The 22547-nt window shown below is 63.3% G+C and carries 22 protein-coding genes; 15 read left to right on the top strand and 7 right to left on the bottom strand.

The genetic code is table 11. The annotated features are described in order from the left end of the window. Window positions 1–69: 69 nt before the first annotated feature. Complete coding sequence (locus tag CKW35_RS03890) at window positions 70–1095, bottom strand: Ldh family oxidoreductase (protein WP_095115145.1); 1026 nt, start codon at window positions 1093–1095, stop codon at window positions 70–72. 143 nt (window positions 1096–1238) lie between these two features. Between CKW35_RS03890 and CKW35_RS03885 the strand changes: the two genes are divergently transcribed. The 11 genes from CKW35_RS03885 to CKW35_RS03835 all read left to right on the top strand — a co-directional run bounded on the left by CKW35_RS03885 (window position 1239) and on the right by CKW35_RS03835 (window position 13978). Further along, window positions 1239–2111, top strand: a complete 873-nt coding sequence (locus tag CKW35_RS03885; protein WP_095115143.1) for a MurR/RpiR family transcriptional regulator — start codon at window positions 1239–1241, stop codon at window positions 2109–2111. Window positions 2112–2133: 22 nt separating this feature from the next. Then, window positions 2134–2886, top strand: a complete 753-nt coding sequence (locus CKW35_RS03880) for a transporter substrate-binding domain-containing protein (protein WP_016487460.1) — start codon at window positions 2134–2136, stop codon at window positions 2884–2886. Between the two features lie 145 nt (window positions 2887–3031). Then, window positions 3032–3751 (top strand): ABC transporter permease, encoded by a 720-nt coding sequence (locus CKW35_RS03875; RefSeq protein WP_016487461.1) that lies wholly within the window; start codon window positions 3032–3034, stop codon window positions 3749–3751. Next, window positions 3748–4458 carry an ABC transporter permease gene (locus tag CKW35_RS03870; RefSeq protein ID WP_016487462.1) on the top strand — a complete coding sequence of 237 codons (711 nt, stop codon included), beginning with the start codon at window positions 3748–3750 and terminating at the stop codon, window positions 4456–4458. The genes CKW35_RS03875 and CKW35_RS03870 overlap by 4 nt, the downstream gene beginning before the upstream one ends. A gap of 16 nt (window positions 4459–4474) precedes the next feature. Continuing rightward, window positions 4475–5719, top strand: coding sequence for an FAD-binding oxidoreductase (locus CKW35_RS03865; RefSeq protein WP_095115141.1), 1245 nt, complete (start codon window positions 4475–4477; stop codon window positions 5717–5719). Between the two features lie 22 nt (window positions 5720–5741). Then, on the top strand, window positions 5742–6524 hold the full coding sequence (locus tag CKW35_RS03860) for an amino acid ABC transporter ATP-binding protein (protein WP_016487464.1): 783 nt from the start codon (window positions 5742–5744) through the stop codon (window positions 6522–6524). 439 nt (window positions 6525–6963) lie between these two features. Then, window positions 6964–7773, top strand: a complete 810-nt coding sequence (locus tag CKW35_RS03855) for a gamma-glutamyl-gamma-aminobutyrate hydrolase family protein (RefSeq protein ID WP_016487465.1) — start codon at window positions 6964–6966, stop codon at window positions 7771–7773. Window positions 7774–8224: 451 nt separating this feature from the next. Beyond that, window positions 8225–9136: a 5-dehydro-4-deoxyglucarate dehydratase gene (kdgD, locus tag CKW35_RS03850; protein WP_016487466.1), complete on the top strand. Its 912-nt coding sequence runs from the start codon at window positions 8225–8227 to the stop codon at window positions 9134–9136. Between the two features lie 104 nt (window positions 9137–9240). Then, window positions 9241–10605 (top strand): MFS transporter, encoded by a 1365-nt coding sequence (locus CKW35_RS03845; protein WP_016487467.1) that lies wholly within the window; start codon window positions 9241–9243, stop codon window positions 10603–10605. Between the two features lie 79 nt (window positions 10606–10684). After that, window positions 10685–12238, top strand: a complete 1554-nt coding sequence (gene garD / locus CKW35_RS03840) for a galactarate dehydratase (RefSeq protein ID WP_070086700.1) — start codon at window positions 10685–10687, stop codon at window positions 12236–12238. Window positions 12239–12397: 159 nt separating this feature from the next. After that, entirely contained in the window at window positions 12398–13978 is a 1581-nt protein-coding gene (locus CKW35_RS03835; RefSeq protein ID WP_070086701.1) for an aldehyde dehydrogenase (NADP(+)), read from the top strand. A 141-nt stretch (window positions 13979–14119) separates the two neighbouring features. Here the strand turns inward: CKW35_RS03835 and CKW35_RS03830 are convergent, their stop codons facing one another. After that, the gene (locus tag CKW35_RS03830) at window positions 14120–14869 is read right to left on the bottom strand and encodes a FadR/GntR family transcriptional regulator (protein WP_016487470.1); all 750 of its coding nucleotides are present in this window, start codon (window positions 14867–14869) and stop codon (window positions 14120–14122) included. Window positions 14870–15067: 198 nt separating this feature from the next. On the opposite strand from CKW35_RS03830, the gene CKW35_RS03825 reads away from it, so the two are divergent. Both CKW35_RS03825 and CKW35_RS03820 read left to right on the top strand, forming a co-directional pair. Further along, a complete protein-coding gene (locus tag CKW35_RS03825) occupies window positions 15068–15718 on the top strand; it encodes a DUF998 domain-containing protein (protein WP_070086702.1) in 651 nt (216 codons plus the stop codon). 74 nt (window positions 15719–15792) lie between these two features. Beyond that, window positions 15793–16122, top strand: a complete 330-nt coding sequence (locus CKW35_RS03820) for a hypothetical protein (RefSeq protein WP_016487472.1) — start codon at window positions 15793–15795, stop codon at window positions 16120–16122. Between the two features lie 166 nt (window positions 16123–16288). Here the strand turns inward: CKW35_RS03820 and CKW35_RS03815 are convergent, their stop codons facing one another. Next, window positions 16289–17503: a YeeE/YedE family protein gene (locus CKW35_RS03815; protein ID WP_024717475.1), complete on the bottom strand. Its 1215-nt coding sequence runs from the start codon at window positions 17501–17503 to the stop codon at window positions 16289–16291. A 168-nt stretch (window positions 17504–17671) separates the two neighbouring features. Here CKW35_RS03815 and CKW35_RS03810 point away from each other — a divergent pair, with 168 nt between their 5' ends. Further along, complete coding sequence (locus tag CKW35_RS03810) at window positions 17672–18580, top strand: LysR family transcriptional regulator (RefSeq protein ID WP_016487474.1); 909 nt, start codon at window positions 17672–17674, stop codon at window positions 18578–18580. Here the strand turns inward: CKW35_RS03810 and CKW35_RS03805 are convergent, their stop codons facing one another. Continuing rightward, complete coding sequence (locus CKW35_RS03805) at window positions 18581–19099, bottom strand: DMT family transporter (protein ID WP_016487475.1); 519 nt, start codon at window positions 19097–19099, stop codon at window positions 18581–18583. Window positions 19100–19319: 220 nt separating this feature from the next. Between CKW35_RS03805 and CKW35_RS03800 the strand changes: the two genes are divergently transcribed. Further along, window positions 19320–20084: a hypothetical protein gene (locus tag CKW35_RS03800; RefSeq protein ID WP_016487476.1), complete on the top strand. Its 765-nt coding sequence runs from the start codon at window positions 19320–19322 to the stop codon at window positions 20082–20084. Window positions 20085–20088: 4 nt separating this feature from the next. Here the strand turns inward: CKW35_RS03800 and CKW35_RS03795 are convergent, their stop codons facing one another. The 3 genes from CKW35_RS03795 to CKW35_RS03785 all read right to left on the bottom strand — a co-directional run bounded on the left by CKW35_RS03795 (window position 20089) and on the right by CKW35_RS03785 (window position 22540). Further along, a complete protein-coding gene (locus tag CKW35_RS03795; RefSeq protein WP_016487477.1) occupies window positions 20089–20670 on the bottom strand; it encodes a hypothetical protein in 582 nt (193 codons plus the stop codon). A gap of 152 nt (window positions 20671–20822) precedes the next feature. Continuing rightward, entirely contained in the window at window positions 20823–22115 is a 1293-nt protein-coding gene (locus tag CKW35_RS03790; protein ID WP_016487478.1) for a sorbosone dehydrogenase family protein, read from the bottom strand. Then, on the bottom strand, window positions 22112–22540 hold the full coding sequence (locus CKW35_RS03785) for a DUF2231 domain-containing protein (protein WP_016487479.1): 429 nt from the start codon (window positions 22538–22540) through the stop codon (window positions 22112–22114). Before CKW35_RS03785 ends, CKW35_RS03790 begins: the two co-directional genes overlap by 4 nt. Window positions 22541–22547: the final 7 nt, after the last annotated feature.

Here is a 22547-nt window from a genome sequence, read left to right as displayed (position 1 = left end):
TTGTCTATGCAACATTGCATGGCCGGAGATTGGCGCTGACAGTGATGCCCTCATCGCCGGCAGGCCGGGTCAGGCAAGCAGCGCCTTCAGGCCCTGCAACTCCTGCTCGGTTACCGCCACCCCCTCCTCCTCGGCCACCTCGCGCTCACGATAGCGCCGCTCACCCGGCATGCGCGTCAGGCCCACCGCCTGCATCTGCTCCACCAGTTCGCGACTGCGCTGGGCAAAGCGCTCGCCCTCGCTCTTGCTAGGGTCGATGACGATGATCAGTTGCCCGGTCCAGGGTGTTTTCGCCCCCGGGTGCTCCGACCAGTCGAATGCCCAGGAGAAATTCCCCCCGGTCAGCGCCGCCGCCAGCAACTCGACCATCATCGACAGCGCCGAGCCCTTGTGCCCGCCAAACGGCAGCAACGCGCCGCCCTCCAGAATCGCCTTGGGCTCGGTGGTCGGTTCGCCATTGGCATCCACCCCCATGCCTTCGGGCAGTTGCTGGCCGGCACGCGCGGCAATCTGCACGTCGCCGTGGGCCATGGCGCTGGTGGCCATGTCGAAGACGATAGGGTCGTGTTCGGCACAAGGCGCTGCAAAAGCGATGGGGTTGGTACCAAACAGTGGCTTGCGCGCGCCATGCGGCACTACGCAGGTCATGCTGTTGACCACGCTCAGGGCCACCAGGCCCTCTTCGGCGAACGGTTCTACATCCGGCCACAACGCGGCAAAGTGGTGCGAATTGTGGATCGCCAGCACCGCAATGCCAGCGTTGCGCGCCTTGGCCACCAGTAGCTCACGGGCTGCCGCCAGTGCCGGCTGGGCAAAACCGCCAGCAGCATCGACACGCACGTAGCCGGCGGCCACGTCGCTGACCTTTGGGGTGGCATTGCCATCGACCCAACCACTGGTCAGGGTCGAAACATAGCCGGGGATGCGGAACACCCCATGGCTATGGGCGCCATCACGCTGGGCGCTGGCGCAGTTGTGGGCCAGCACCCGGGCCACGGCCTCGTTGCACCCATGGCGCTGGAAGATGGCCTGCAACAGGCTCTGGAGCTCGGTAAAAGGCACGCGCACGACGGTGCTGGTGGAAGGTGCGGACATCTGAAGCTCCTTGTTGGTATTGGAATGGCTACAGCGTTGCAACGACAAAAACTTTCCTGCATGTGACAGCAATCTGTCAAATGTTGACTTGATGACAGAAAACATTCATTTTCTTCCCAAGCCTTACCCCCTGGAGCCGCAGCATGAGCCAACCGATCAAGCAACGCCTGGAAAACAGCCTCGAAGGGGCCGCTGCCTCGGGTCGCAAGATCGCCACCTACATGCTTGCCAACCTGCACGAACTGCCTTTCCAGACCTCGGCCAGCATCGCCGCCAAGCTGCAGGTAAGCGAATCCAGCGTCGGGCGCTTCTGCCGCTCACTGGGTTATGCCCACCTCAAGGCACTTAAGCAAGACCTGCAGAACGACCTGGGCGATGGCCCATGGCTGGTGGGCGACCGATTGCAGGATTACCGCCAGAACCAGGACGCTGGTGACAACGCCGGCAGCCTGGAGCTGGAAATCGCGGCCTTGATGCGCGTCCACGAGTACCGCCAGAGCCCGACCTGGCACAGCGTAGCGCAACGCCTGGCGAGCAAGCCGCGGGTGTTCATCGCCGGCTTCCAGACCGAGCGCGGCATCGCCATGTGCATGAGCCACCTGCTGCAGTACCTGCGCGATGGGGTGCAACTGGTCGATCTCAGTGCCGGGCACTTCGGTGACGTGCTGCTGGGCCGCGCCGAAGACAGCGCTTTGGTGGTGTTCGAGGCGCGCCGTTACTCCCGTCACGCCCTGCTGCTGTGCCAAAAGGCACGTGAGGCAGGCATTGCGGTCACCCTGGTGACCGACACCTTCTGCGACTGGGCTGATGCCAACGCCGACGAGGTGTTCCGCATCCCCACCGAGTTCAATCTGTTCTGGGAATCCACCTCGACGATGTTGTCGTGGGTGCACCTGATGGTCAACGAGGTCTGCAAGAAGCTCGGGCCTGATGTTGAAAAACGCTTGGAAGCGACTGCCGCTCTACATAACGAGTTCGTCGGCTACACCTCGTGGCCGACGGGAAAACAACAATAGCAAGAGTGCAATGAGGTGCGAGATGAACAAGACCATGGCCTTGGTGGGAGCGTGTGCCCTGCTGCTGACGGGCGCCGCCAGTGCCGAAACCCTGCGCTTCGCCACCGAGGGTGCCTACCCGCCCTTCAACTATGTAGACGCCGATAACAAGCTGCATGGCTTCGATATCGACATCACCCATGCCCTGTGCGAACAGATGAAAGTCGAGTGCACGCTGGTGGCCCAGGACTGGGAAGGCATCATCCCCGCCCTGATGGCGCGCAAGTACGACGCCATCGTCGCATCGATGATCAACACCGAAGAGCGGCGCAAGAAAATTGCTTTCACCGACCACTACTACCGCACCCCGCTGACCGTAGCGGTAGCCAAGGACAGCAAGATCGACAGCGCACAGACCGACTTTGTCGGCTACACCGTCGGGGCTCAGTCGTCGTCCACCCAGGCTATCTACGCCGAAGACGTGTATGGCAAGGCCGGGGCCGATGTGAAGCTGTACCCGACCATGGACGAAGCCAACGCCGACCTGGCCGCCGGGCGCCTGGACGGGGTGATTGCCGATAAATTCCCGCTGCACGAGTGGATGAACAAGAACGGCGGGGACTGCTGCAAGATCCTCGGCGACGTGGCCGATACCAAGGCCGACGCCGCCATTGCCGTGCGCAAGGATGACGAAGCCCTGCGCCAGCGCCTGAACACCGCGCTGCAACAGATCGTGGCCAACGGCACATACCAGAAGATCGCCAGCAAGTACTTTGCTTTCGATATCTACAACTGATCCTAGAGCCCGTCTCGCCTGATCCGGCCCTATCGCCGGCAAGCCAGCTCCCACAGGACCGCACAAGGCCTGACAGATGTGCAGTCTCTTGTGAAAGCTGGCTTGGCGGCGATGAGGCCGGTGAGGTCAACACAAGGTGTTCGTCATGCTCGATCAATTGTCGTTGCTGTCCTTCGCCAGCGGAGGCTGGGGCCAGGCGTTGCTGGCCGGCGCCCTGGTGACTGTTTCACTGGCACTGGCCTGCCTGCCCATCGGTCTGCCGCTGGGCCTGCTGGTAGCGCTGGCGGCGCGTTCGCGCAAGCGCCTGCCACGGGCCTGGGCCACCACCTTCTCTACGGTGTTCCGCGGCCTGCCCGAACTGCTGACACTGCTGATCATCTATTACGGCTGCCAGATCGCCGCGCAGAAAATCCTCGCGGCCATGGGCTATCAGGGTGAATTCCTGATCAACACCTTCCTCGCCGCGATGATCGCCTTCAGCCTGGTGTTCGCCGCGTTCTCAAGCGAGATCTGGCTGGCCGCCTTCAAGACCCTGCCCAAGGGCCAGCTGGAGGCCTGCTCGGCATTGGGCCTGAGCAAGCGCACCGCTTTTTTCAAGGTGTTGCTGCCACAACTTACCCGCATCGCCCTGCCCGGCCTGTCGAACAACTGGCTGTCGCTGCTCAAGGACACCTCGCTGGTGTCGACCATCTCACTGGTCGACCTGATGCGTCAGACCAACCTGGCCGTCAGCGTGACCAAGGAGCCAATGTTCTTCTATGGCGTCGCCTGCCTGGGTTACCTGCTGTTCGCAGCGCTTTCCGGGCGCGTCTTCGCTTTCATCGAACGGCGCAGTAACCGCCACCTGCAAGGAGCACGGGCATGAGCTTCGAACAACTGTTGGCACTGGTGCTCGACCCCGACCTGCTGGAACGCTATGGGCCACGCTTTCTTGATGGCCTGCTGGTCACCGCCAAACTGGTAGCCATTTCCTTCAGCCTGGGCGCCGTCCTCGGGCTGTTACTGGCCCTGGCACGCATGTCGCGCAGCCTGCTGCTGCAACGCATGGCCGCCGGCTATGTGTACTTCTTCCGCGGCTCGCCGCTGCTGGCCCAGCTGTTTCTGCTGTATTACGGCCTGGGTTCGCTCAAGGGCTTCTGGCAGGACGTCGGCCTGTGGTGGTTTTTCCGCGAGGCGTGGTTCTGCACCTTGCTGGCCTTCACCCTGAACACCGCCGCCTACCAGGCGGAGATCTTCCGCGGCAGCCTGATGGCCGTCGCGCCGGGGCAGCATGAAGCGGCGCGGGCGCTGAACCTGAAGCGTTCTACCACCTTTTTCAAGGTGATTCTGCCGCAGTCGTTGCTGGTGGCCATCGGCCCGCTGGGCAACGAACTGATCCTGATGATCAAGGCCAGCGCGATTGCCTCGCTGGTGACCATCTACGACCTGATGGGCGTGACCAAACTGGCCTTCTCGCGCAGTTTCGACTTCCAGATCTACCTATGGGCCGCCGTGCTCTACCTGGTGATCGTCGAACTGGTGCGGCGCCTGCTGAAACACCTGGAAGGCCGACTGGGCCGCCACCTGAACTGACCGAAGGATACGCTCCATGCATTGCCAGACCCTTGTCCTCGGCGCCGGCATCGTCGGCGTCAGCACCGCCCTGCACTTGCAGGCCCGCGGGCGCCAGGTAGTCCTGATCGACCGCGACGAACCCGGCAGCGGTACCAGCCACGGCAACGCCGGGCTGATCGAGCGCTCCAGCGTCATCCCCTATGCCTTCCCCCGGCAGGTGGGTGCCTTGCTGCGCTACGGCCTGAACCGCCAGCCCGACGTGCGCTACAGCCTGGCGCACCTGCCAAAGGCGGCGCCGTGGCTATGGCGCTACTGGCGCCAGTCGGCCCCGGCGCGCCTGGCCGGGGCCGCCGCCGACATGCTGCCGCTGGTGCAGCGCTGCGTCGAAGAACACGACGCATTGATCGAAGCCGCTGGCCTGGAAGGGCTGGTGCAGGCCAAAGGCTGGATCGAAGTGTTCCGTGACCCTGCCCTGTTCGAGCAGGCCAAGGCCGACGCCAAGGGCCTGAGCCGCTATGGCCTGCAATTCGAAATCCTGGAATGCGGGCAGTTGCAGGCTCGCGAGCATCAACTGGATGCCACCGTGGTCGGCGGCATCCACTGGCTCGACCCCAAGACCGTGAACAACCCCGGCGCCCTCACACGCGGCTACGCGGCGCTGTTCCTGCAGCGCGGCGGGCAGTTCCTGCACGGTGATGCGCGCGCCCTGCGCCAGGCCGACGGCCAATGGCGGGTAGAGAGCCGCCGTGGCCCGATTACCGCCGACGAGGTGGTGGCCTGCCTCGGCCCGCAATCGGCCGAGCTGTTCAGCGGCCTGGGCTACCAGATTCCGCTGGCGATCAAGCGGGGCTATCACATGCACTACAGCACCCGTGACGGCGCAACGCTTGAGCATTCAATCTGCGACACCCAGGGCGGCTACGTGCTGGCACCGATGGCGCGCGGCGTGCGCCTGACCACCGGCATCGAATTCGACGCCAGCAGCGCACCAGGGAACCAGATCCAGCTGGGCCGCTGCGAGGCGCTGGCGCGCAAGCTGTTCCCGGCTTTGGGTGAGCGCCTGGACGATACCCCTTGGCTCGGCCGCCGCCCGTGCCTGCCCGACATGCGCCCGGTCATCGGCCCCGCAGCGCGCCACCCCGGGCTGTGGTTCAACTTTGGCCACGCCCACCACGGCCTTACCCTGGGCCCGGTCAGCGGCCGGCTGGTGGCCGAGCTGATCACCGGCGAGCCCCCTTTCACCGACCCTGCGCCCTACAGCGCGACTCGTTTCGACTGAACCCACGCGGGAGAAAAACAACATGACCGCCCCCCTGAGCCTTGCAAGCCTTGCCCCCGAGCCCGACCCACGCCCGGTGCTGATCCGCATCGAAGGCCTGAACAAGCACTACGGCGCGTTCCACGTGCTGCACAACATCAACCTGCAGGTGCGCGAAGGCGAACGCATCGTGCTGTGTGGGCCGTCCGGCTCGGGCAAGTCGACCCTCATCCGCTGCATCAACCGCCTGGAAGTGGCCCAGCAGGGCACCATCCAGGTGGATGGCATCGACCTGGCCGCCACCACCCGGGAAGCGGCGCAGGTGCGCAGCGACATCGGCATGGTGTTCCAGCATTTCAACCTGTTCCCGCACATGAGCGTGCTCGACAACTGCCTGCTGGCCCCCACCAGCGTGCGCGGGCTGTCGCGCAAGGACGCCGAAGAGCGGGCGCGCATGTACCTGAGCAAGGTGGGTATCGAGAGCCAGGCGCACAAGTACCCCAGCCAGCTATCAGGCGGCCAGCAGCAGCGCGTCGCGATTGCCAGGGCACTGTGCATGAAGCCGCGGATCATGCTGTTTGACGAGCCCACCTCGGCGCTGGACCCGGAAATGGTCGCTGAAGTGCTGGATGTGCTGGTACAACTGGCCGGCACGGGCATGACCATGCTCTGCGTCACCCATGAAATGGGCTTTGCCCGGCAGGTAGCCGAGCGGGTGCTGTTCCTTGAGGGTGGGCACATCATCGAAGACAGCCCGCCGCAGGTGTTCTTCAACCAGCCGCGTACCGAGCGGGCCAAGGCGTTCCTGGCGCAGATACTGCACTGAGCAAAATGTTTGATGCTTGTGCTGACCCTATCGCCGGCAAGCCAGCTCCCAGGATATCTGCAGCTTTCAAGGCCGATGCAGTACCTGTGGGAGCTGGCTTGCCGGCGATAGGGCCAGTAGCACAAACTCCAGGCCCCCTTCATTGCACCGCTGCAAAGACCCAACTGCGTCGTTAAATATTATTGACCAACACCCCCGCCAAACCCACGCCGCCACAGGCCCGCATCGGTTTCAGCCCCCAAAAACCGGTGCATTCCCCGCACTAAAGCCCGCTTCCGTCGTTTGACATATCGAACGGCTCTGGCAAGCTATCTACAAGCCCCGACCGGAATCGTCGCCTCTGACGAGCCGGCAGTGCTCGGAGCTTCAGGCTGCACCCAGGGCCCCGCGCCGTGCACCTGCACAACAACGACAGGCCGAACCTGTCCCAAGGTGACATATGTCCAACAGCAACATTGGCAACAAGCAACCTTCCCTGCGCAAACCCGTCGTCCTGATGACCATGGGCAGCCAAGAGCGCAAAGGCCATGACTATCAGGTCATGACCCACAAATACATCACCCCGCTGGTCGAATTCTCCGATTGCGTCCCGGTACTGGTGCCCACCTGCTGCGGCACTGAAGACCTCGACACCTACCTGGACATGGCCGACGGCGTGTACCTGACCGGCGCTGGCAGCAACATCGACCCGGCCCTTTACGGCCAGGAGAATGAAACCCCAGGCAAGGGCCAGGACCAGAACCGCGACCTGTTCGACATCCCGCTGGTGAAAGCGGCGATCAAGCGTGGCCTGCCGATTTTCGGTATCTGCCGTGGCATGCAGGAAATCAACGTGGCCCTGGGTGGCGACATCTACCAGAAGGTCTACGCCGAGCCTGGCTTCAACGACCACCGGGAAAACCCTGAAGACCCGGTTGAAGTGCAGTACGCCCAGGTACATGGTGTGAAGATCAAGCCGGGCAGCTGGCTGCGTGACACCCTGGGTACCGACGAAATTCGCGTCAACTCGCTGCATGGCCAAGGGCTGCGCACGCTCGGCGCCGGCATCGAAGCCATCGCACTGGCCGAAGACGGCCTGGTCGAGGCCATTCACGCCCCGAGCATTTCGCCCTTCCTGTTCGCTGTGCAGTGGCACCCGGAGTGGCAAGCTGCGAAGAACCCGGATTCGATCAAGATGTTCCAGGCCTTCGGCGATGCTTGCCGTGCCCAGGTACGCAAAGCGCAAATCAAGCGCCAGCACGCGGCCTGACCTTCAGTTTCCTCTGCTTTGATCGCGGGGCGGCGCAAGGCCGCCCCCGTATCCCCGGTCACCCTCTGCTGGTCCCAGAACACTTCCCGTGGAATCGGGCGGCGGCCTTGTGCCTGTCTCCGCGATCGTTTTTTTCCTTCCCCATAAAGAGATACGATGACTGATAGCGGATAGTCTGCCATCGGTGTCTTGCCTTGCGCCATGGTTCGCCTGCATTGGCCTCTTCGCGGGTAAACCCGCTCCCACAGGGATCTGCACAGGGGTCAAAGGGGGCGCCGTCCCTGTGGGAGCGGGTTTACCCGCGAAGAGGCCAGTACAGGTAATTCCCCTTCCTCCTTGCCTCACTGCAAAAAATCTCGCAAAGGGGACTAGTCATCGCTCAAGTTGTACGATAACTTACCTCCAGCACAGAACAACACCTTCACCCAAGCGCCACAGGATGCCTACAACAATGAATCCACAAGAACTTAAATCCATCCTCTCCCACGGCCTGCTGTCTTTCCCGGTCACCGACTTCAACGCCCAGGGCGATTTCCACCAGGCTGGCTACATCAAGCGCCTGGAATGGCTGGCCCCGTATGGCGCCAGCGCCCTGTTCGCCGCGGGTGGTACCGGTGAGTTCTTCTCCCTGGCCGCCAGCGAATACAGCCAGGTGATCAAGACCGCCGTCGACACCTGCGCCACTTCTGTCCCTATCCTCGCTGGCGTGGGCGGCTCCACCCGCCAGGCCATCGAATACGCACAGGAAGCCGAGCGCCTGGGTGCCAAAGGCCTGCTGCTGCTGCCGCACTACCTGACCGAAGCCAGCCAGGACGGCGTCGCCGCCCACGTCGAAGCAGTGTGCAAATCGGTGAAGATCGGCGTGGTGGTGTACAACCGCAACGTCTGCCGCCTGAATGCCGACCTGCTGGAAAAACTGGCCGAGCGCTGCCCGAACCTGATCGGCTACAAGGATGGCCTGGGTGATATCGAGCTGATGGTGTCGATCCGTCGCCGCCTGGGCGAGCGTTTCAGCTATCTGGGCGGCCTGCCGACCGCCGAAGTGTATGCTGCCGCCTACAAGGCCCTGGGCGTACCGGTGTACTCCTCCGCCGTGTTCAACTTCGTGCCGAAGACCGCCATGGACTTCTACAACGCCATCGCCCGTGACGACCACGCTGCCGTGGCCAAACTGATCGACGATTTCTTCCTGCCGTACCTGGACATCCGCAACCGCAAGGCCGGCTACGCCGTAAGCATCGTCAAGGCCGGTGCCAAAATTGCCGGTTACGACGCTGGCCCGGTGCGTACGCCGCTGACCGACCTCACCGCAGAAGAGTACGAGATGCTCGCCGCGCTGATGGACAAGATGGGCCCGCAGTAAGCGTTGCCCGCGGCCTGCCACCTGCCGCGCCCGGAGTGGGCCAGCCCCGCTCCGGTTACAATTCGTGAGCCCGCACAAAAATAACTAGTGGGAGTATTGCCAGCATGCAAGCGACTAAGAAGACGCATGTGCGCTACCTGATCCTGTTCATGCTGTTTCTGGTGACCACGATCAACTATGCCGACCGCGCTACCATTGCTATCGCAGGTTCCAGCCTGCAGAAAGATCTCGGCATTGACGCCGTAACCCTCGGTTATATCTTTTCCGCCTTTGGATGGGCTTACGTGGCTGGCCAGATTCCTGGTGGCTGGCTGCTCGATCGCTTCGGTTCCAAAAACGTTTACGCTTTCAGCATCTTCACCTGGTCGCTGTTTACCCTGCTGCAGGGGTTTGTCGGTGGCCTGCCGGTTGCCTGGGCTGTCGTCACCCTCTTCACCCTGCGCTTTCTGGTCGGTTTCGCCGAAGCCCCGTCGTTCCCGGGCAACGCGCGCATCGTCGCCGCCTGGTTCCCGACGCAGGAGCGCGGCACTGCCTCAGCCATTTTCAACTCGGCGCAGTACTTCGCCACTGCGCTGTTCGCCCCGATCATGGGCTGGATCGTGTTCAGCTTCGGCTGGGAGCACGTGTTCGTGGTCATGGGTGTGCTAGGCATCATCTTCTCGATGGTGTGGCTGAAAACCATTTACAACCCCCGCCAACACCCACGCATCAGCCAAAGCGAGCTCGAACACATCGAGCAGAACGGTGGCCTGGTGGACATGGACCAGAAGCGCGGCAACGCCGGCCCGAAATGGGGCTACATCAAGCAACTGCTGACCAGCCGCATGCTGCTGGGCGTGTACCTGGGCCAGTACTGCATCAACGCCATCACCTACTTCTTCCTCACCTGGTTCCCCGTGTACCTAGTGCAGGAACGTGGCATGACCATCCTCAAGGCCGGCTTCATCGCCTCCCTGCCGGCGGTCTGCGGTTTCATTGGTGGCGTGCTGGGTGGCGTGATCTCCGACTGGCTGCTGCGCCGGGGCAACTCGCTGACCTTCTCGCGCAAACTGCCCATCGTGTGCGGCCTGCTGCTGTCGACCACCATGGTGTTCTGCAACTATGTGGATGCCGAGTGGATGGTGGTTGGTTTCATGACCCTGGCGTTCTTCGGTAAAGGCATTGGCGCGCTGGGCTGGGCGGTGGTGGCAGATACCTCGCCGAAGCAGATCGCCGGGCTGTCCGGTGGCCTGTTCAATACGTTCGGCAACATCGCCTCGATCACCACCCCTATCGTGATCGGCTACATCATCAGCGCCACCGGCTCGTTCAAGTGGGCACTGGTGTACGTGGGCGCCAACGCCCTGGTAGCGGTGTTCAGCTACCTGGTGATCGTCGGCCCGATCAAGCGTATCGAGCTGCGCGACGATGCCCCAAAGCCACAGGCTGAGCCTGCCGCCAACGGCGAACTGGCCAGCTCGCGTCACTGAGTGAACACGCCCGCACCGATGCAACCGGTGCGGGCGGATGTACAAAAAAGCCTGAGAACCTGACAAGTAGGGCCCAAACATGCAGTTGATCGAACATTCCGACTCGCCCCGCTACGTCCGCCTGCACGACGACGATAACGTCGTGGTGGTGGTCAACGACGGCGGCCTGGGCGAAGGTGCCCGCTTTGCCGACGGCCTGACTCTGGTCGAAGGGGTGCCACAAAGCCACAAGGTGGCCACCGTGGCCATCGCCAAAGGTGAGCCGGTGCGCCGCTATGGGCAAATCATTGGCTACGCGCTGGAAGACCTGCACCAGGGCAGCTGGGTGCAGGAAAGCCAACTGGCCATGCCGTCCGCCCCGGAGCTGGACAGCCTGCCGCGCTGCGATGCCGTCCCACACCCGCTGCCGCCGCTCGAAGGCTTCACATTCGAAGGCTACCGCAACGCCGACGGCACCGTCGGCACCCGCAACATCCTCGGTATCACCACCACCGTGCAGTGCGTGACCGGCGTGCTCGAGCATGCGGTCAAGCGTATTCGCAGTGAACTGCTGCCCAAGTACCCCAATGTCGATGACGTGGTAGCCATCACCCACAGCTACGGCTGCGGGGTGGCCATCAACGCGCGCGATGCCTACATCCCGATCCGCACCGTGCGCAACCTGGCGCGCAACCCCAACCTGGGTGGCGAGGCGCTGGTCATCAGCCTGGGCTGCGAAAAGCTGCAGGCCGGCCAGGTGATGCACGAAAACGACCCTTCGGTAGACCTCAGCGACCCGTGGCTGTACCGCCTGCAGGACGCCAGCCTGGGCTTTGTGGAAATGATCGAGCAGATCATGGCGCTGGCCGAAACCCGACTGAAGAAACTTGACCAGCGCCGCCGCGAAACCGTACCGGCCAGCGAGTTGATCCTTGGCATGCAGTGCGGTGGCAGCGACGCCTTCTCGGGCATCACCGCCAACCCCGCGCTGGGCTACGCCGCCGACTTGCTGGTACGCGCCGGCGCCACCGTGCTGTTCTCCGAAGTGACCGAGGTGCGCGACGCCATCTACATGCTGACCTCACGTGCCGAAAACCAGGAGGTCGCCGGCGCCCTGATCCGCGAAATGGACTGGTACGACCGCTACCTGCAACAAGGCGCCGCCGACCGCAGCGCCAACACGACGCCGGGCAACAAAAAAGGTGGCCTGTCCAATATCGTCGAGAAGTCGCTGGGGTCGATCGTCAAGTCCGGCAGTGGCGCTATTCAGGGCGTGCTCGGCCCAGGCGAGCGGGTAACGCGCAAGGGCCTGATTTTCTGCGCCACCCCGGCCAGCGACTTTGTCTGCGGCACCCTGCAACTGGCCGCCGGCATGAACCTGCATGTGTTCACCACTGGCCGAGGCACGCCCTACGGGCTGGCCATGGCACCAGTGGTCAAGGTGTGCACGCGCAGCGAACTGGCCCAGCGTTGGCCCGACCTGATCGATATTGACGCCGGGCGCATCGCCACAGGGCGTTCGAGCATCGAAGAGCTGGGCTGGGAACTGTTCCATTACTACCTGGACGTAGCCAGCGGCCGCAAGCAGACCTGGGCCGAGCAGCACCGCCTGCACAACGACATCACCCTGTTCAACCCGGCACCGATTACCTGATGCCCCAGGGGTTGCTGGACCATAGAACCAACCCCTTCCCTGTGGGAGCGGGCATGCCCGCGAACACCGGCAAAGCCGGTGCCATACACCGGGTTGCCTGCTTCGCGGGCACGCCCGCTCCCACAGTCCAATTCCCCGTCAGCCAACAGGAGCACCCCAATGCCTGAAATCCTCGGCCACAACTTCATCGCCGGCCAGCGCAGCGCCGCTGGCACTCAGCGCCTGCAGAGCCTGGACGCCAGCACTGGCGAAGCCCTGCCCTACAGCTTCGCTCAAGCCAGCGAAGCTGAAGTAGACCAGGCCGCCAAGGCCGCCGCTGCCGCCTTCGCTGAGTTCCGCCAACTGGCCCCGGCCCGCCGCGCCGAATTCCTCGACGCCATCGCCGCCGAACTGGACGAGCTGGACGACGCCTTCGTCGCCATCGTCTGCCGCGAAACCGCCCTGCCCGCCGCCCGTATTCAAGGCGAGCGTGGGCGCACCAGTGGCCAGATGCGCCTGTTCGCCCAGGTATTGCGCCGTGGCGATTTCCTCGGTGCACGTATCGACCTGGCCTTGCCAGAGCGCCAGCCGATACCGCGCGTGGACCTGCGCCAGATGCGCATTGGCGTCGGCCCGGTCGCCGTGTTCGGTGCCAGTAACTTCCCGCTAGCCTTCTCTACCGCCGGCGGCGATACCGCTGCGGCGCTGGCCGCCGGTTGCCCGGTGGTGTTCAAGGCGCACAGCGGCCATATGGCCACTGCCGACCTTGTCGGGTGCGCCATCGTGCGCGCCGCCGAGCGCACCGGCATGCCCAAGGGTGTGTTCAACATGGTATTCGGTGGCGGTGTAGGCGAGTGGCTGGTCAAGCACCCGGCCATCCAGGCCGTCGGCTTCACCGGCTCGCTCAAGGGCGGCGACGCCTTGTGCCGCATGGCCGCCGAGCGCCCACAGCCGATTCCTGTGTTTGCCGAGATGTCCAGCATCAACCCGGTCATCATCCTGCCAGCCGCCCTGGCCAAACGTGGCGAGGCCATCGCCCGCGAACTGGCAGGCTCGGTGTGCATGGGTGCCGGCCAGTTCTGCACCAACCCTGGGTTGGTGATCGGCCTGCAATCACCACAGTACAGCCAGCTACTGGCCGACCTTGGCCAGCATCTGGACCAGCAGGCTGGGCAAACCATGCTCAACGCAGGGGGCTTGCGCAGCTACGTGGGAGGGCTTGAGCACCTGCAGGCCCATGCCGGTATCGAGCACCTGGCCGGCCAGCCGCAAGAAGGCAACCAGGCCCGCGCCCAGCTGTTCAAGGCCGATGCCCGCCTGCTGGTCGAGTCTGATCCGCTGCTGCAGGAGGAAGTGTTCGGCCCAACCACCGTGGCCGTAGAAGTGCAGGACAACGACCAACTGCGCAACGCCCTGCTGGGCCTGCGTGGCCAGCTGACCGCTACCCTGATCGGCGAAGCGGAAGATTTCGAGGCCTACGCCTGGCTGGTGCCGCTGCTGGAGGAGAAAGTCGGACGCATCCTGATCAATGGCTACCCGACTGGTGTCGAAGTAAGTGATGCCATGGTCCACGGTGGGCCTTACCCTGCGACCTCGGATGCCCGCGGTACCTCGGTGGGTACCTTGGCCATCGACCGCTTCCTGCGCCCGGTGTGTTACCAGAACTACCCGCAGGCCCTGCTGCCTGAAGCCTTGCGCGACGGAAACCCATTGGGGCTGCGCCGCCTGGTGAATGGGCAATGGAGTGACCAGGCGATCTGACCGAACGCCTGAAACAACAAAGCCCCGCATATGGCGGGGCTTTTCTTTGGGCTTTAGCGCCCTGCTACACCCTCAAGGATATGCAGGTCCCAGTGGGAGCGGCCGTGCCCGCGAAGAGGCCAGTACCGGCGACCAAAGGTCTCAGACCCCCTGCGCCTCAGCCTCTTCATGCACCTGACGCAAGCGCTCACGGCTATTGCTCAGGTGCATGCGCATGGCCATTTTTGCCCCTTCACTGTCACGCCGGGCGATTGCTTCATAAATGGCCTCGTGCTCATGCATCAAGCGGCTCATGTAGTGCGCCTGGTCATCATGCGCCAACCGCGCAGAGTTCACCCGGGTACGCGGGATGATGCTGGTACCCAAGTGGTTGATGATATCGGCAAAGTAGTGGTTGCCGCTGGCCTGGGCAATGCGCAGGTGGAACTGGAAGTCCGCCGAGACCGCATCATTGGCATGGGCCGCCCCTTCGTTGAGTTCGTCCAGCGCCGCGCGCATGCCCGCCAGCTCTTCATCACTGCGCCGCTGCGCCGCCAGGCCCGCCGATTCGATCTCCAGCGCAATACGCAATTCCAGCACCGCCAGCACTTCACGCAGGGTGACCACAGTCGCCGGGTCGATGCGAAAGCCCCCCGAAGCGGGCGCGTCCAGCACGAACGTACCGATCCCATGGCGTGTCTCGACCTGCCCGGCCGCCTGCAGCCGCGAGATCGCCTCACGCACCACGGTGCGGCTCACGCCCTCTTCAACCATGATCTGCGATTCGGTCGGCAGCTTGTCGCCACGCTTGAGCTGGCCACTGCGAATGCGTTCGGTCAGCACTGTGACCAGTTCCTGGGCCAGACTACGCGGCTTGCGCCGGGTCCTTGCCTGTACCTGCTGCTCTGTCATTGCCCTGTATTTCACCTTGGAAGACAGCGCTCATCATAGCGCAAGCAGTTGTACGATCACATACACCCGGTGCGGTATTTATTGCTCCTGCTTGCATCCCTCGCCCATGGAAAAACCGGTACAAGCGCTGGCCCAGAGCCCGCACAAGCCTGTACTGTGCGCCTTTGCGCTCACTCATCCATGGAAGGAAAATGCAGCATGAAACCTCTCGACCGTCTGTTGCTCGCCAGCGGCCTGCTGATACCCCTGTGGTTGCTGGCAGGTGTGTGGCTCACCGCCCAGGCTTACCCCGGCTATGACCACCTGCAACAGGCCATGAGCCAGCTCGGCGCCGTAGGCGCGCCCACCCACAGCTGGTCACCACTGGCCAACAACTTCCCCCTGGCGGCCCTGTTCGCGCTGTTTGCCTGGGGCCTGGCGCGGCGCTGGCGTGGATCGAAACTGGCACTGTTGAGTGCGGCCCTGGTGTTGCTGCATGGTGTTGGCAGCCTGGGCACCGGCTGGTTCCCCTGTGACCAGGGTTGCGCACCGGCGCAGCCGTCCATCTCGCAGCAACTGCATAACCTGTTTGGCTTGCTGATGTTCCTCTCGCTGACCCTGGCCAGTGCCCTGTGGGCGTGGCTGGGCAATCGCATTGCAGGCTCGCGGGCCCTGGCGCTGTGCTCGCTGGCCTGCGTGGTGCTGGCGATCATTACCGTCGCACTGATGGGCCAGGCAGCACAAAACGGCCAGCTGTTCGGCCTGTATCAACGGCTGAACTATGGTGTGTCGGTGATTTGGGCGGCCAGCTTGGCCTGGGCAAGCCTGCGCACGCCAGCCGCCAGCCCGCTGCGCATGGGGGTGATCTGACGGCAAATTGCTGGCCCCCTGCATCGCAAAGCGAAGGCAAACTTCGTTCTCCTTCAGATGCTTAGGACAGCAACATGCGAGTAATTCTAGCAACCATGGCCGGGTGCCTGCTGGCCACGCTGGCTTTTGGCGCCCAGGCCCGGGCGCTGAGCCAGAACGATCGCCACACCTGCGGCTGGGGTGCGCAGATCGCCGCCGACGCCCAGCAGGCCAAGCTTTCCGGGGTGACCCTGTATGCCACGCGCAAGAAGCTGCAGGTACGCAAATTCCCCAAACCCTGGATGCGCATGACCGCCTTCGGTATTACCGAGCAGACCTACAACAGCCGCTCGCGGCTCAAGCCTGCCGCGATCAGGCAGACTTACTATGAGCAGTGTGTCCAGCACGCTCTTGCCAAAAGATAAATTTCTATTTATCAATAGGTTATCGACGAAATATAAAGTGGTTTTCGAGCACCCTCGATCGCGACCAGTGTGACGCTGCCCAGCCACACGACTGGGCAGCAGACGTTGGATACTCAGGCGAAGTGCAGATGATTTCTACACCGCTTGCAGCAATTCACGCAGTGCCTCAGCAGCCCGTCAGCACCGCCGGGCGCCGCTCACCCGCGAAAAACAACGGGCGAAGACGCACCCCGATCAGATTACCGGCGTAAGCCGCCACCAGCCACAGCCAGCCATGCACGCTGCCCGAGGCTATGCCACTGAAATACGCACCGATATTGCAGCCATAGGCCAGCCGCGAACCGTAGCCCAACAGCAGGCCGCCGATGACTGCGGCAAGCAGCGACGGCAACGGGATTTTCAGGCTTGGCGCAAAGCGCCCCGCCAGGCCAGCCGCCAGCAGCGCACCCAGCACGATGCCCAGGTCCATCACCGTGGTGATGTCTTGCCACAACGGTGAGGCCAACGCCTTGGCATTGGCCGGCGCCTGCCAGAACACCCAGCTGCCGACATCCACGCCCAGGCCGTTGAGGGTTTTGGCCCCCCACAAGGCGAAGGCCGAAGTAATGCCCCACGGCCGCCCCGCCAGCGCCAGGGTCGCGTAGTTGAGCAGTGCCAGGGCAATGGCGCCCCACAGCAACGGCCAGGGGCCACGCAGGAAGCGCCGCAGGCCCTGGTGCTCGCTGGCAACTGGCGCTTCCAGCGCGCCGTGCCGGCGCTTTTCCAGCAGCACGGTGACCCAGGCAATCAGCCCGAACACTGCCAGGCTCACCAGCAGCGCCGGCCCCATACCCCAAACCTGCACGAGCGAGGTTGCCGGGAAAGACGGCAAGGCAAACCACCAGTCGGCATGATGGGTGGCGGTTACAGAACCCATGATGAAGAACAGCAAGGTCACAAGCATGCGCGCATTACCACCGCCCACGGTGAACAATGTGCCCGATGCGCAACCACCACCCAGTTGCATGCCGATGCCGAAGATGAACGCCCCGAACACTACCGAAACACCCGCCGGGGCCACCAGGCCGGTGACCGGGTTACCGAGCAGGCTGCCAGCTGACAATGCGGGAAAGAACAGCAGCACGGCCAGGGCCAGCATGACCATCTGTGCCCGCAGGCCTGCTCCGCGACGCTCGGTGATGAACACCCGCCAGGCCGAGGTGAAGCCGAAGGCGGCGTGATACAAGGTCAGGCCGAGCGCTGCGCCGACCAGCAGGAGCAATACCTGCTTGAAGCCGGCATTCAAATTGAGGAACCAGGCGCCAGCCAACAGTAAGGCCAAGGCGATCATAGGCGCGCCCTGGCGACGCGGTTCAGGTGTGGCAGTTGCGCAAAGACCCATCGGAGTACTCGGATAACAGTAAAACGGGCGAGGAGTATAACCCTAACGGTTAACGCAATCCTTGCAAGAGCGGCCTTGTGTCGCGATGGGCCGCAACGCGACCCCGGCGATATGCAAGGCTTGTTAAGCTAATAAAGACCCCTGGAATGCACCAAGGCCATTTACCCCATGGATGAACTGCGCAAGATCGACCTCAACCTACTGCTCGCCCTGCATGCCCTGCTCAGCGAAAAGCACGTGACCCGTGCCGCCCTGCGGCTGCACCGCAGCCAACCGGCGGTCAGCCACGCGTTGGCGCAGCTGCGCAAACACTTCGACGACCCCTTGCTGGTACGCCAAGGCGGCGGCATGGCCCTCACCGCCCGTGCCCAGTCGCTGGTAAAACCGCTGCAGGATGCGTTGACCCATCTCAACGGCCTGCTGGCCACCCCCCAGTTCGACCCAGCCAGAGCCCAGCGCCGTTTCCGGCTGTCACTGTCCGACTACTCCTCACGCATCATCCTGCCACCCCTATTGCGCCACCTGCGTCAGATCGCACCTGGGGTGGACCTGGCCATCAGCCAGGCCAGCCGTGAAACCATGCTGGCCCAACTGCTCGATGGCGAACTGGACCTGGCACTGGGCCTGTTCCCGGAGCTGCCTCAGGACATCACCGCCCAGCCCCTGTTTGCCGACCATTTCATCAGTGTTGCCGATCGCCAGGTGTTGCCCGCCAGCGGCAGCCTGGCCCTGACAGACTGGCTGGCACGCCCGCATGTGCTGATGGCCATGCGCCCGGATGCCTTCGACGAAATAGAGCGCGCTCTGGCAGCATCAGGCCTGCGCCGCCGTATCGCCTTGGCCTTGCCACACTGGAGCGCGGCAGTAGAGGTACTCGCTGGCACCGACCTGATCCTCACAGTGGCCAGCCGCGCGGTAGGGTCGTTGCGCCAGCACAAGACGCTGCGCCAGTTCACGCCGCCACTGACCATTCCCTCGTTCGACTACCAGCAGGCCTGGCACAGCCGCAAGGACAGCGACCCCGGGCACCGCTGGCTGCGCGAAACCGTGTGGGCCTGCAGCCAGCCGGGACGCTGATCAGCCTTCTGGCTGCTTTACCGTGGTGATTGCACTGGTCGCTGGCGCCGTCGCCCAGGTGCCTTGAACCAACAGCACGCCACACAGGATCAGCACTACACCTGCCACCCTGGCCAGGCTCAGCGGCTTGCCACCCAGCCCCATCACCCCGTAGTGGTCGGCGAGCACTGCCGTGATGATCTGCCCAGCCACCACCAGCACCAAAAAACCCGCTGCGCCCAGCCTGGGCGTAAGCGCCGCAGCGCCCGCCACATACATGGCCCCCAGCACACCCCCGATCCATAGCCACCACGGCCCCTGCAGGGCCTTGCCCAGCTCTGGTACGGGAACCCTGAGGATCAGCAGCGCGGCGATTACCACTAGCGAACTCACGGTCAACGATGTGAATGCCCCCCACAACCAATGCCCCAGGGCACGGCCCACGGCAGCATTACCTGCGGCCTGAAACGGCAATACCGCCCCGGCAAGCAACGCCAAGGCAAAGGGAAGCAGCAGTAGGCACAGGGTTTTACTGAACATGGCAGTCCTCATTGCTGAAACATATTGAAGCCATGATCGAAAATTCCCTCCATCTATGGAAATCGAAACCCTGCACACACCTTATTCGCCAGGCGCATATGCGAGTCCGTTTTTTGCCCATGAGCTAGGATACTGTGCTGTCGCGAAACCCCAGGGGCCATACGGGCACGGGTCACAGCAGCAAGAAAAAACAAACACCTGATGTGATGGAACACATTCGATGACTGATGAACGCAAAAACCTGATTGATCACGGGCAGTTGCCAACCCGCAACCTCGCCGAATGCCTGGCAGTAAATCAGGCCACCCTGGTCGGCTCATTGGCCAGCCTGCTACCCGACACACTGGTCGAACGGTTGCTCGCCTGTGCTGAAGCAGCAGCGACGCTGGGCCTTTCCAAGAAAATCGCAGCCATTGGCCTTGAGCTGGGGCATTGGTTGGAACAAGCTTCCTCGCCAATCCGCCAGCACGTATTCGAACAATGCAGCTCGCATGTTTCCGATACCGTGCGCAGCTGGGCCGCCTTTGCCCAAGTGCATCTGTCGCGCACGCAGGCGCTGGAGCCAGCGCTACTGGCTCAGTTGCGGTTTGCCCGCGATGAGCATTTTGGCGTGCGCGAGTGGGCCTGGATCGCCCTGCGTCCGCGCCTGGTCCAGGAGTTGGGGACTGCGCTCACCCTGCTCGGCCAGCATGCCGGCGATGCGGACCCGCTGGTAAGGCGCTTCTGCATCGAGGTGCTGCGCCCCCGTGGGGTCTGGTGCGAGCACATCACCGCACTCAAGCAGACGCCTGAAGCGGCCGAGCCAATGCTGGTACCGCGCCTGGCAGAAGCCGACAAGTACGCCCAGGACTCAGTCGCCAACTGGCTCAATGACGCCAGCAAGACCCGCCCGGACTGGGTGATTCAGCTGTTCGTACAGCATCCGCCGTCATGCAAGGCATCACGACGGATCCATTTACGGGCAACCCGTAGCCTGTCTCGGTAAATAGTCAGCGCGACGTTTCGACGCGCAGCACTTCGGTAAAGATCGCATCGACCGTCTGGCCGACCTTGAGATTACTCATGCGCGCCTGTAATTCCGGGTTTTCGACCTTGACCACCTGCAGCTTGCCCTCAGGTGGCAGCAGGCTCACTTCGTGCGTCTTGAGGTCGATCTTCTTGATCTGCGAGGTGACCCGGACCTGGCGGAATGCCTCGCCACCCGGGTTGGGGTTCTGCGCTGTGGCGCGAATGGTGCCGGACTCCTCGGTGGCCTTCGGCGCCCCACCCACATCGGTGTTGAGCACATAGGCCACGGCGCGGGTAACAAAGATATCGACCTTGTCCCCGACCTTGAGGTTAGGCAGGGCCTTGGCCTGATCCGTGAGCTGGAACGTCACATCCGCTTTGTTATCAGGGCCTTTCACCGTGACCTGGCGGTTGGCCTGGTCGATAGCTGTAACCTGCGTGGTGACATGGCTTTCCAGTGCCTCACTGGCAATCGGAATATCGGCAGCGTACGCCGTAAAGCTGGCAGCGGATGCCAGCGTGGCCAAGGCAACAGCACGAGCGAGAGAGCGAATCGGGTTCATAGACCTGCTTCCATGTGATCAAGCAAAAAAGGGCGCGAATTGTTCACGCGCCAACAAGCATAGACGGTGCCCGCAACCCTGCCGGCGCCAGTTACCTAACCGGCTCCTGGGTGAACCCACCCCCACGGGGGTGGATCCGGTCACACCGCTGCTCAACGGTTACGCGTCACCCGCCATACCGTATTGGCCAGGTCATCGGCAATGATCAACGCCCCACGCGGGTCCACAGTAACGCCCACCGGCCGCCCACGCGTCTTGCCATCCTCGCCGCGGAAGCCCGTGGCAAAGTCGATGGGCGCCCCTGCCGGCCTGCCATTGCTGAACGGCACGAATATCACCTTGTAGCCCACCGGATCGGGCCGGTTCCAGCTGCCGTGCTCGCCCACGAACACCCCGTCGGCAAACTCCTTGCCCATGGCCGGGATCGAGAAGTCGACACCCAATGCAGCCACATGCGAGCCCAGGCTGTAGTCCGGCTTGATCGCCGCAGCCACCTTGGCCGGGTTTTGCGGCCGCACCCGATCATCTACATTCTGCCCCCAGTAGCTGTAAGGCCAACCATAGAAGCCACCTTCGCGCACCGAAGTGAGGTAGTCCGGTACCAAGTCGGGGCCCAGCTCATCGCGCTCGTTAACCACCGTCCACAACTGCCCGGTCTGCGGCTGAATGGTCAATGCCGTCGGGTTGCGCAAGCCGGTGGCGTAAGGCCGGTGCGCCCCGGTTTCGGCATCGACCTGCCAGACCATCGCCCGATCGATCTCCACCTCCAGGCCGCGCTCGGTGATGTTGCTGTTCGAGCCGATCCCCACATACAGGTAGCGACCATCAGGGCTGATCGTCAGCGCCTTGGTCCAGTGATGGTTGATCTCGGCCGGCAGGTCGGTGACCTTGGATGGCGGGCCGTCTGCCTGGGTCTGGCCATCCTTGTAGTCGAAACGCACCAGCGCATCCTGGTTGGCCACATACAGCTTGCCGTTGGCAAAGGCCAGGCCATACGGTGCGTTGAGGTTTTCCGCGAACACGGTCTGCACCTCATAGGTGCCATCGCCGTCGGCATCGCGCAACAGGGTCAGGCGGTTGCCACCTTTGACCTGCGTATTGCCCTTGGCCTTGATCTGGCTGGCGATCACATCCTTGGGCTTGAGCTTGGCCGCGCTGCCGCCCCTGCCCTCGGCCACCAGGATGTCGCCATTGGGCAGCACCAGGCTCTGCCGCGGAATCTTCAGGTCAGTGGCAATGGCTGTGACGTTGAAACCCTCCGGCACGGTCGGTTTCTGCTCGCCCCAGGCCACCGGCTGGGCAATCTTCATGCTCGGCAACAAGCCGCGCTGCGGCTCGGGCAACTTGGGGTCCGGACCATGGGCCTGGGTACGCTCGCCGTCACCACCACAGGCACTCAGCAACACCGCCATGCTCAACAGGCTCAATGCATGCAAAGGCTTCATGCTGCACCTCCCGAGCGCAGGTTGCTCAAGCCGGTCCAGGCAGCCACTACCGAGAGCACGGTCACGATCACCGACAACACCAGCCCCGACGGCATCACCGCCCAGGCGTCCTTGGCGTGCTCGAACGCATTGATCAAGCCGAGCACCCAGGTCACCAGCAGCAGCACGAAGTACAGCGTGGCGCGCCCGCCCTTGCGTTCGGCGCGGACCAGGTTTGCCAGCGCGAACAACAGTGCCAGCCCGCAGAACACCAAGGCACCGGCAATCAGCCAGGCGGCGAAGTTGCTCCACTGGATCTGGTAGCTGTTGAAGTAGGCGATATCGCTCAGCAGTGCGCCAAGGAACAATGGCACACTGCCTGCCAGCAGCAGGGCGTGCAGCGGGCTGGGCGTACAGCGGTAGAGGGTTTGGTCAGTAGCGGTCACAGTGCCT

It is taken from the genome of Pseudomonas sp. Irchel 3F3, assembly GCF_900187545.1.
GTDB lineage: Bacteria > Pseudomonadota > Gammaproteobacteria > Pseudomonadales > Pseudomonadaceae > Aquipseudomonas > Aquipseudomonas fortuita.
Note: the sequence above shows the minus strand (reverse complement) of the source record. Positions and strands in the feature narration are given on the sequence as shown.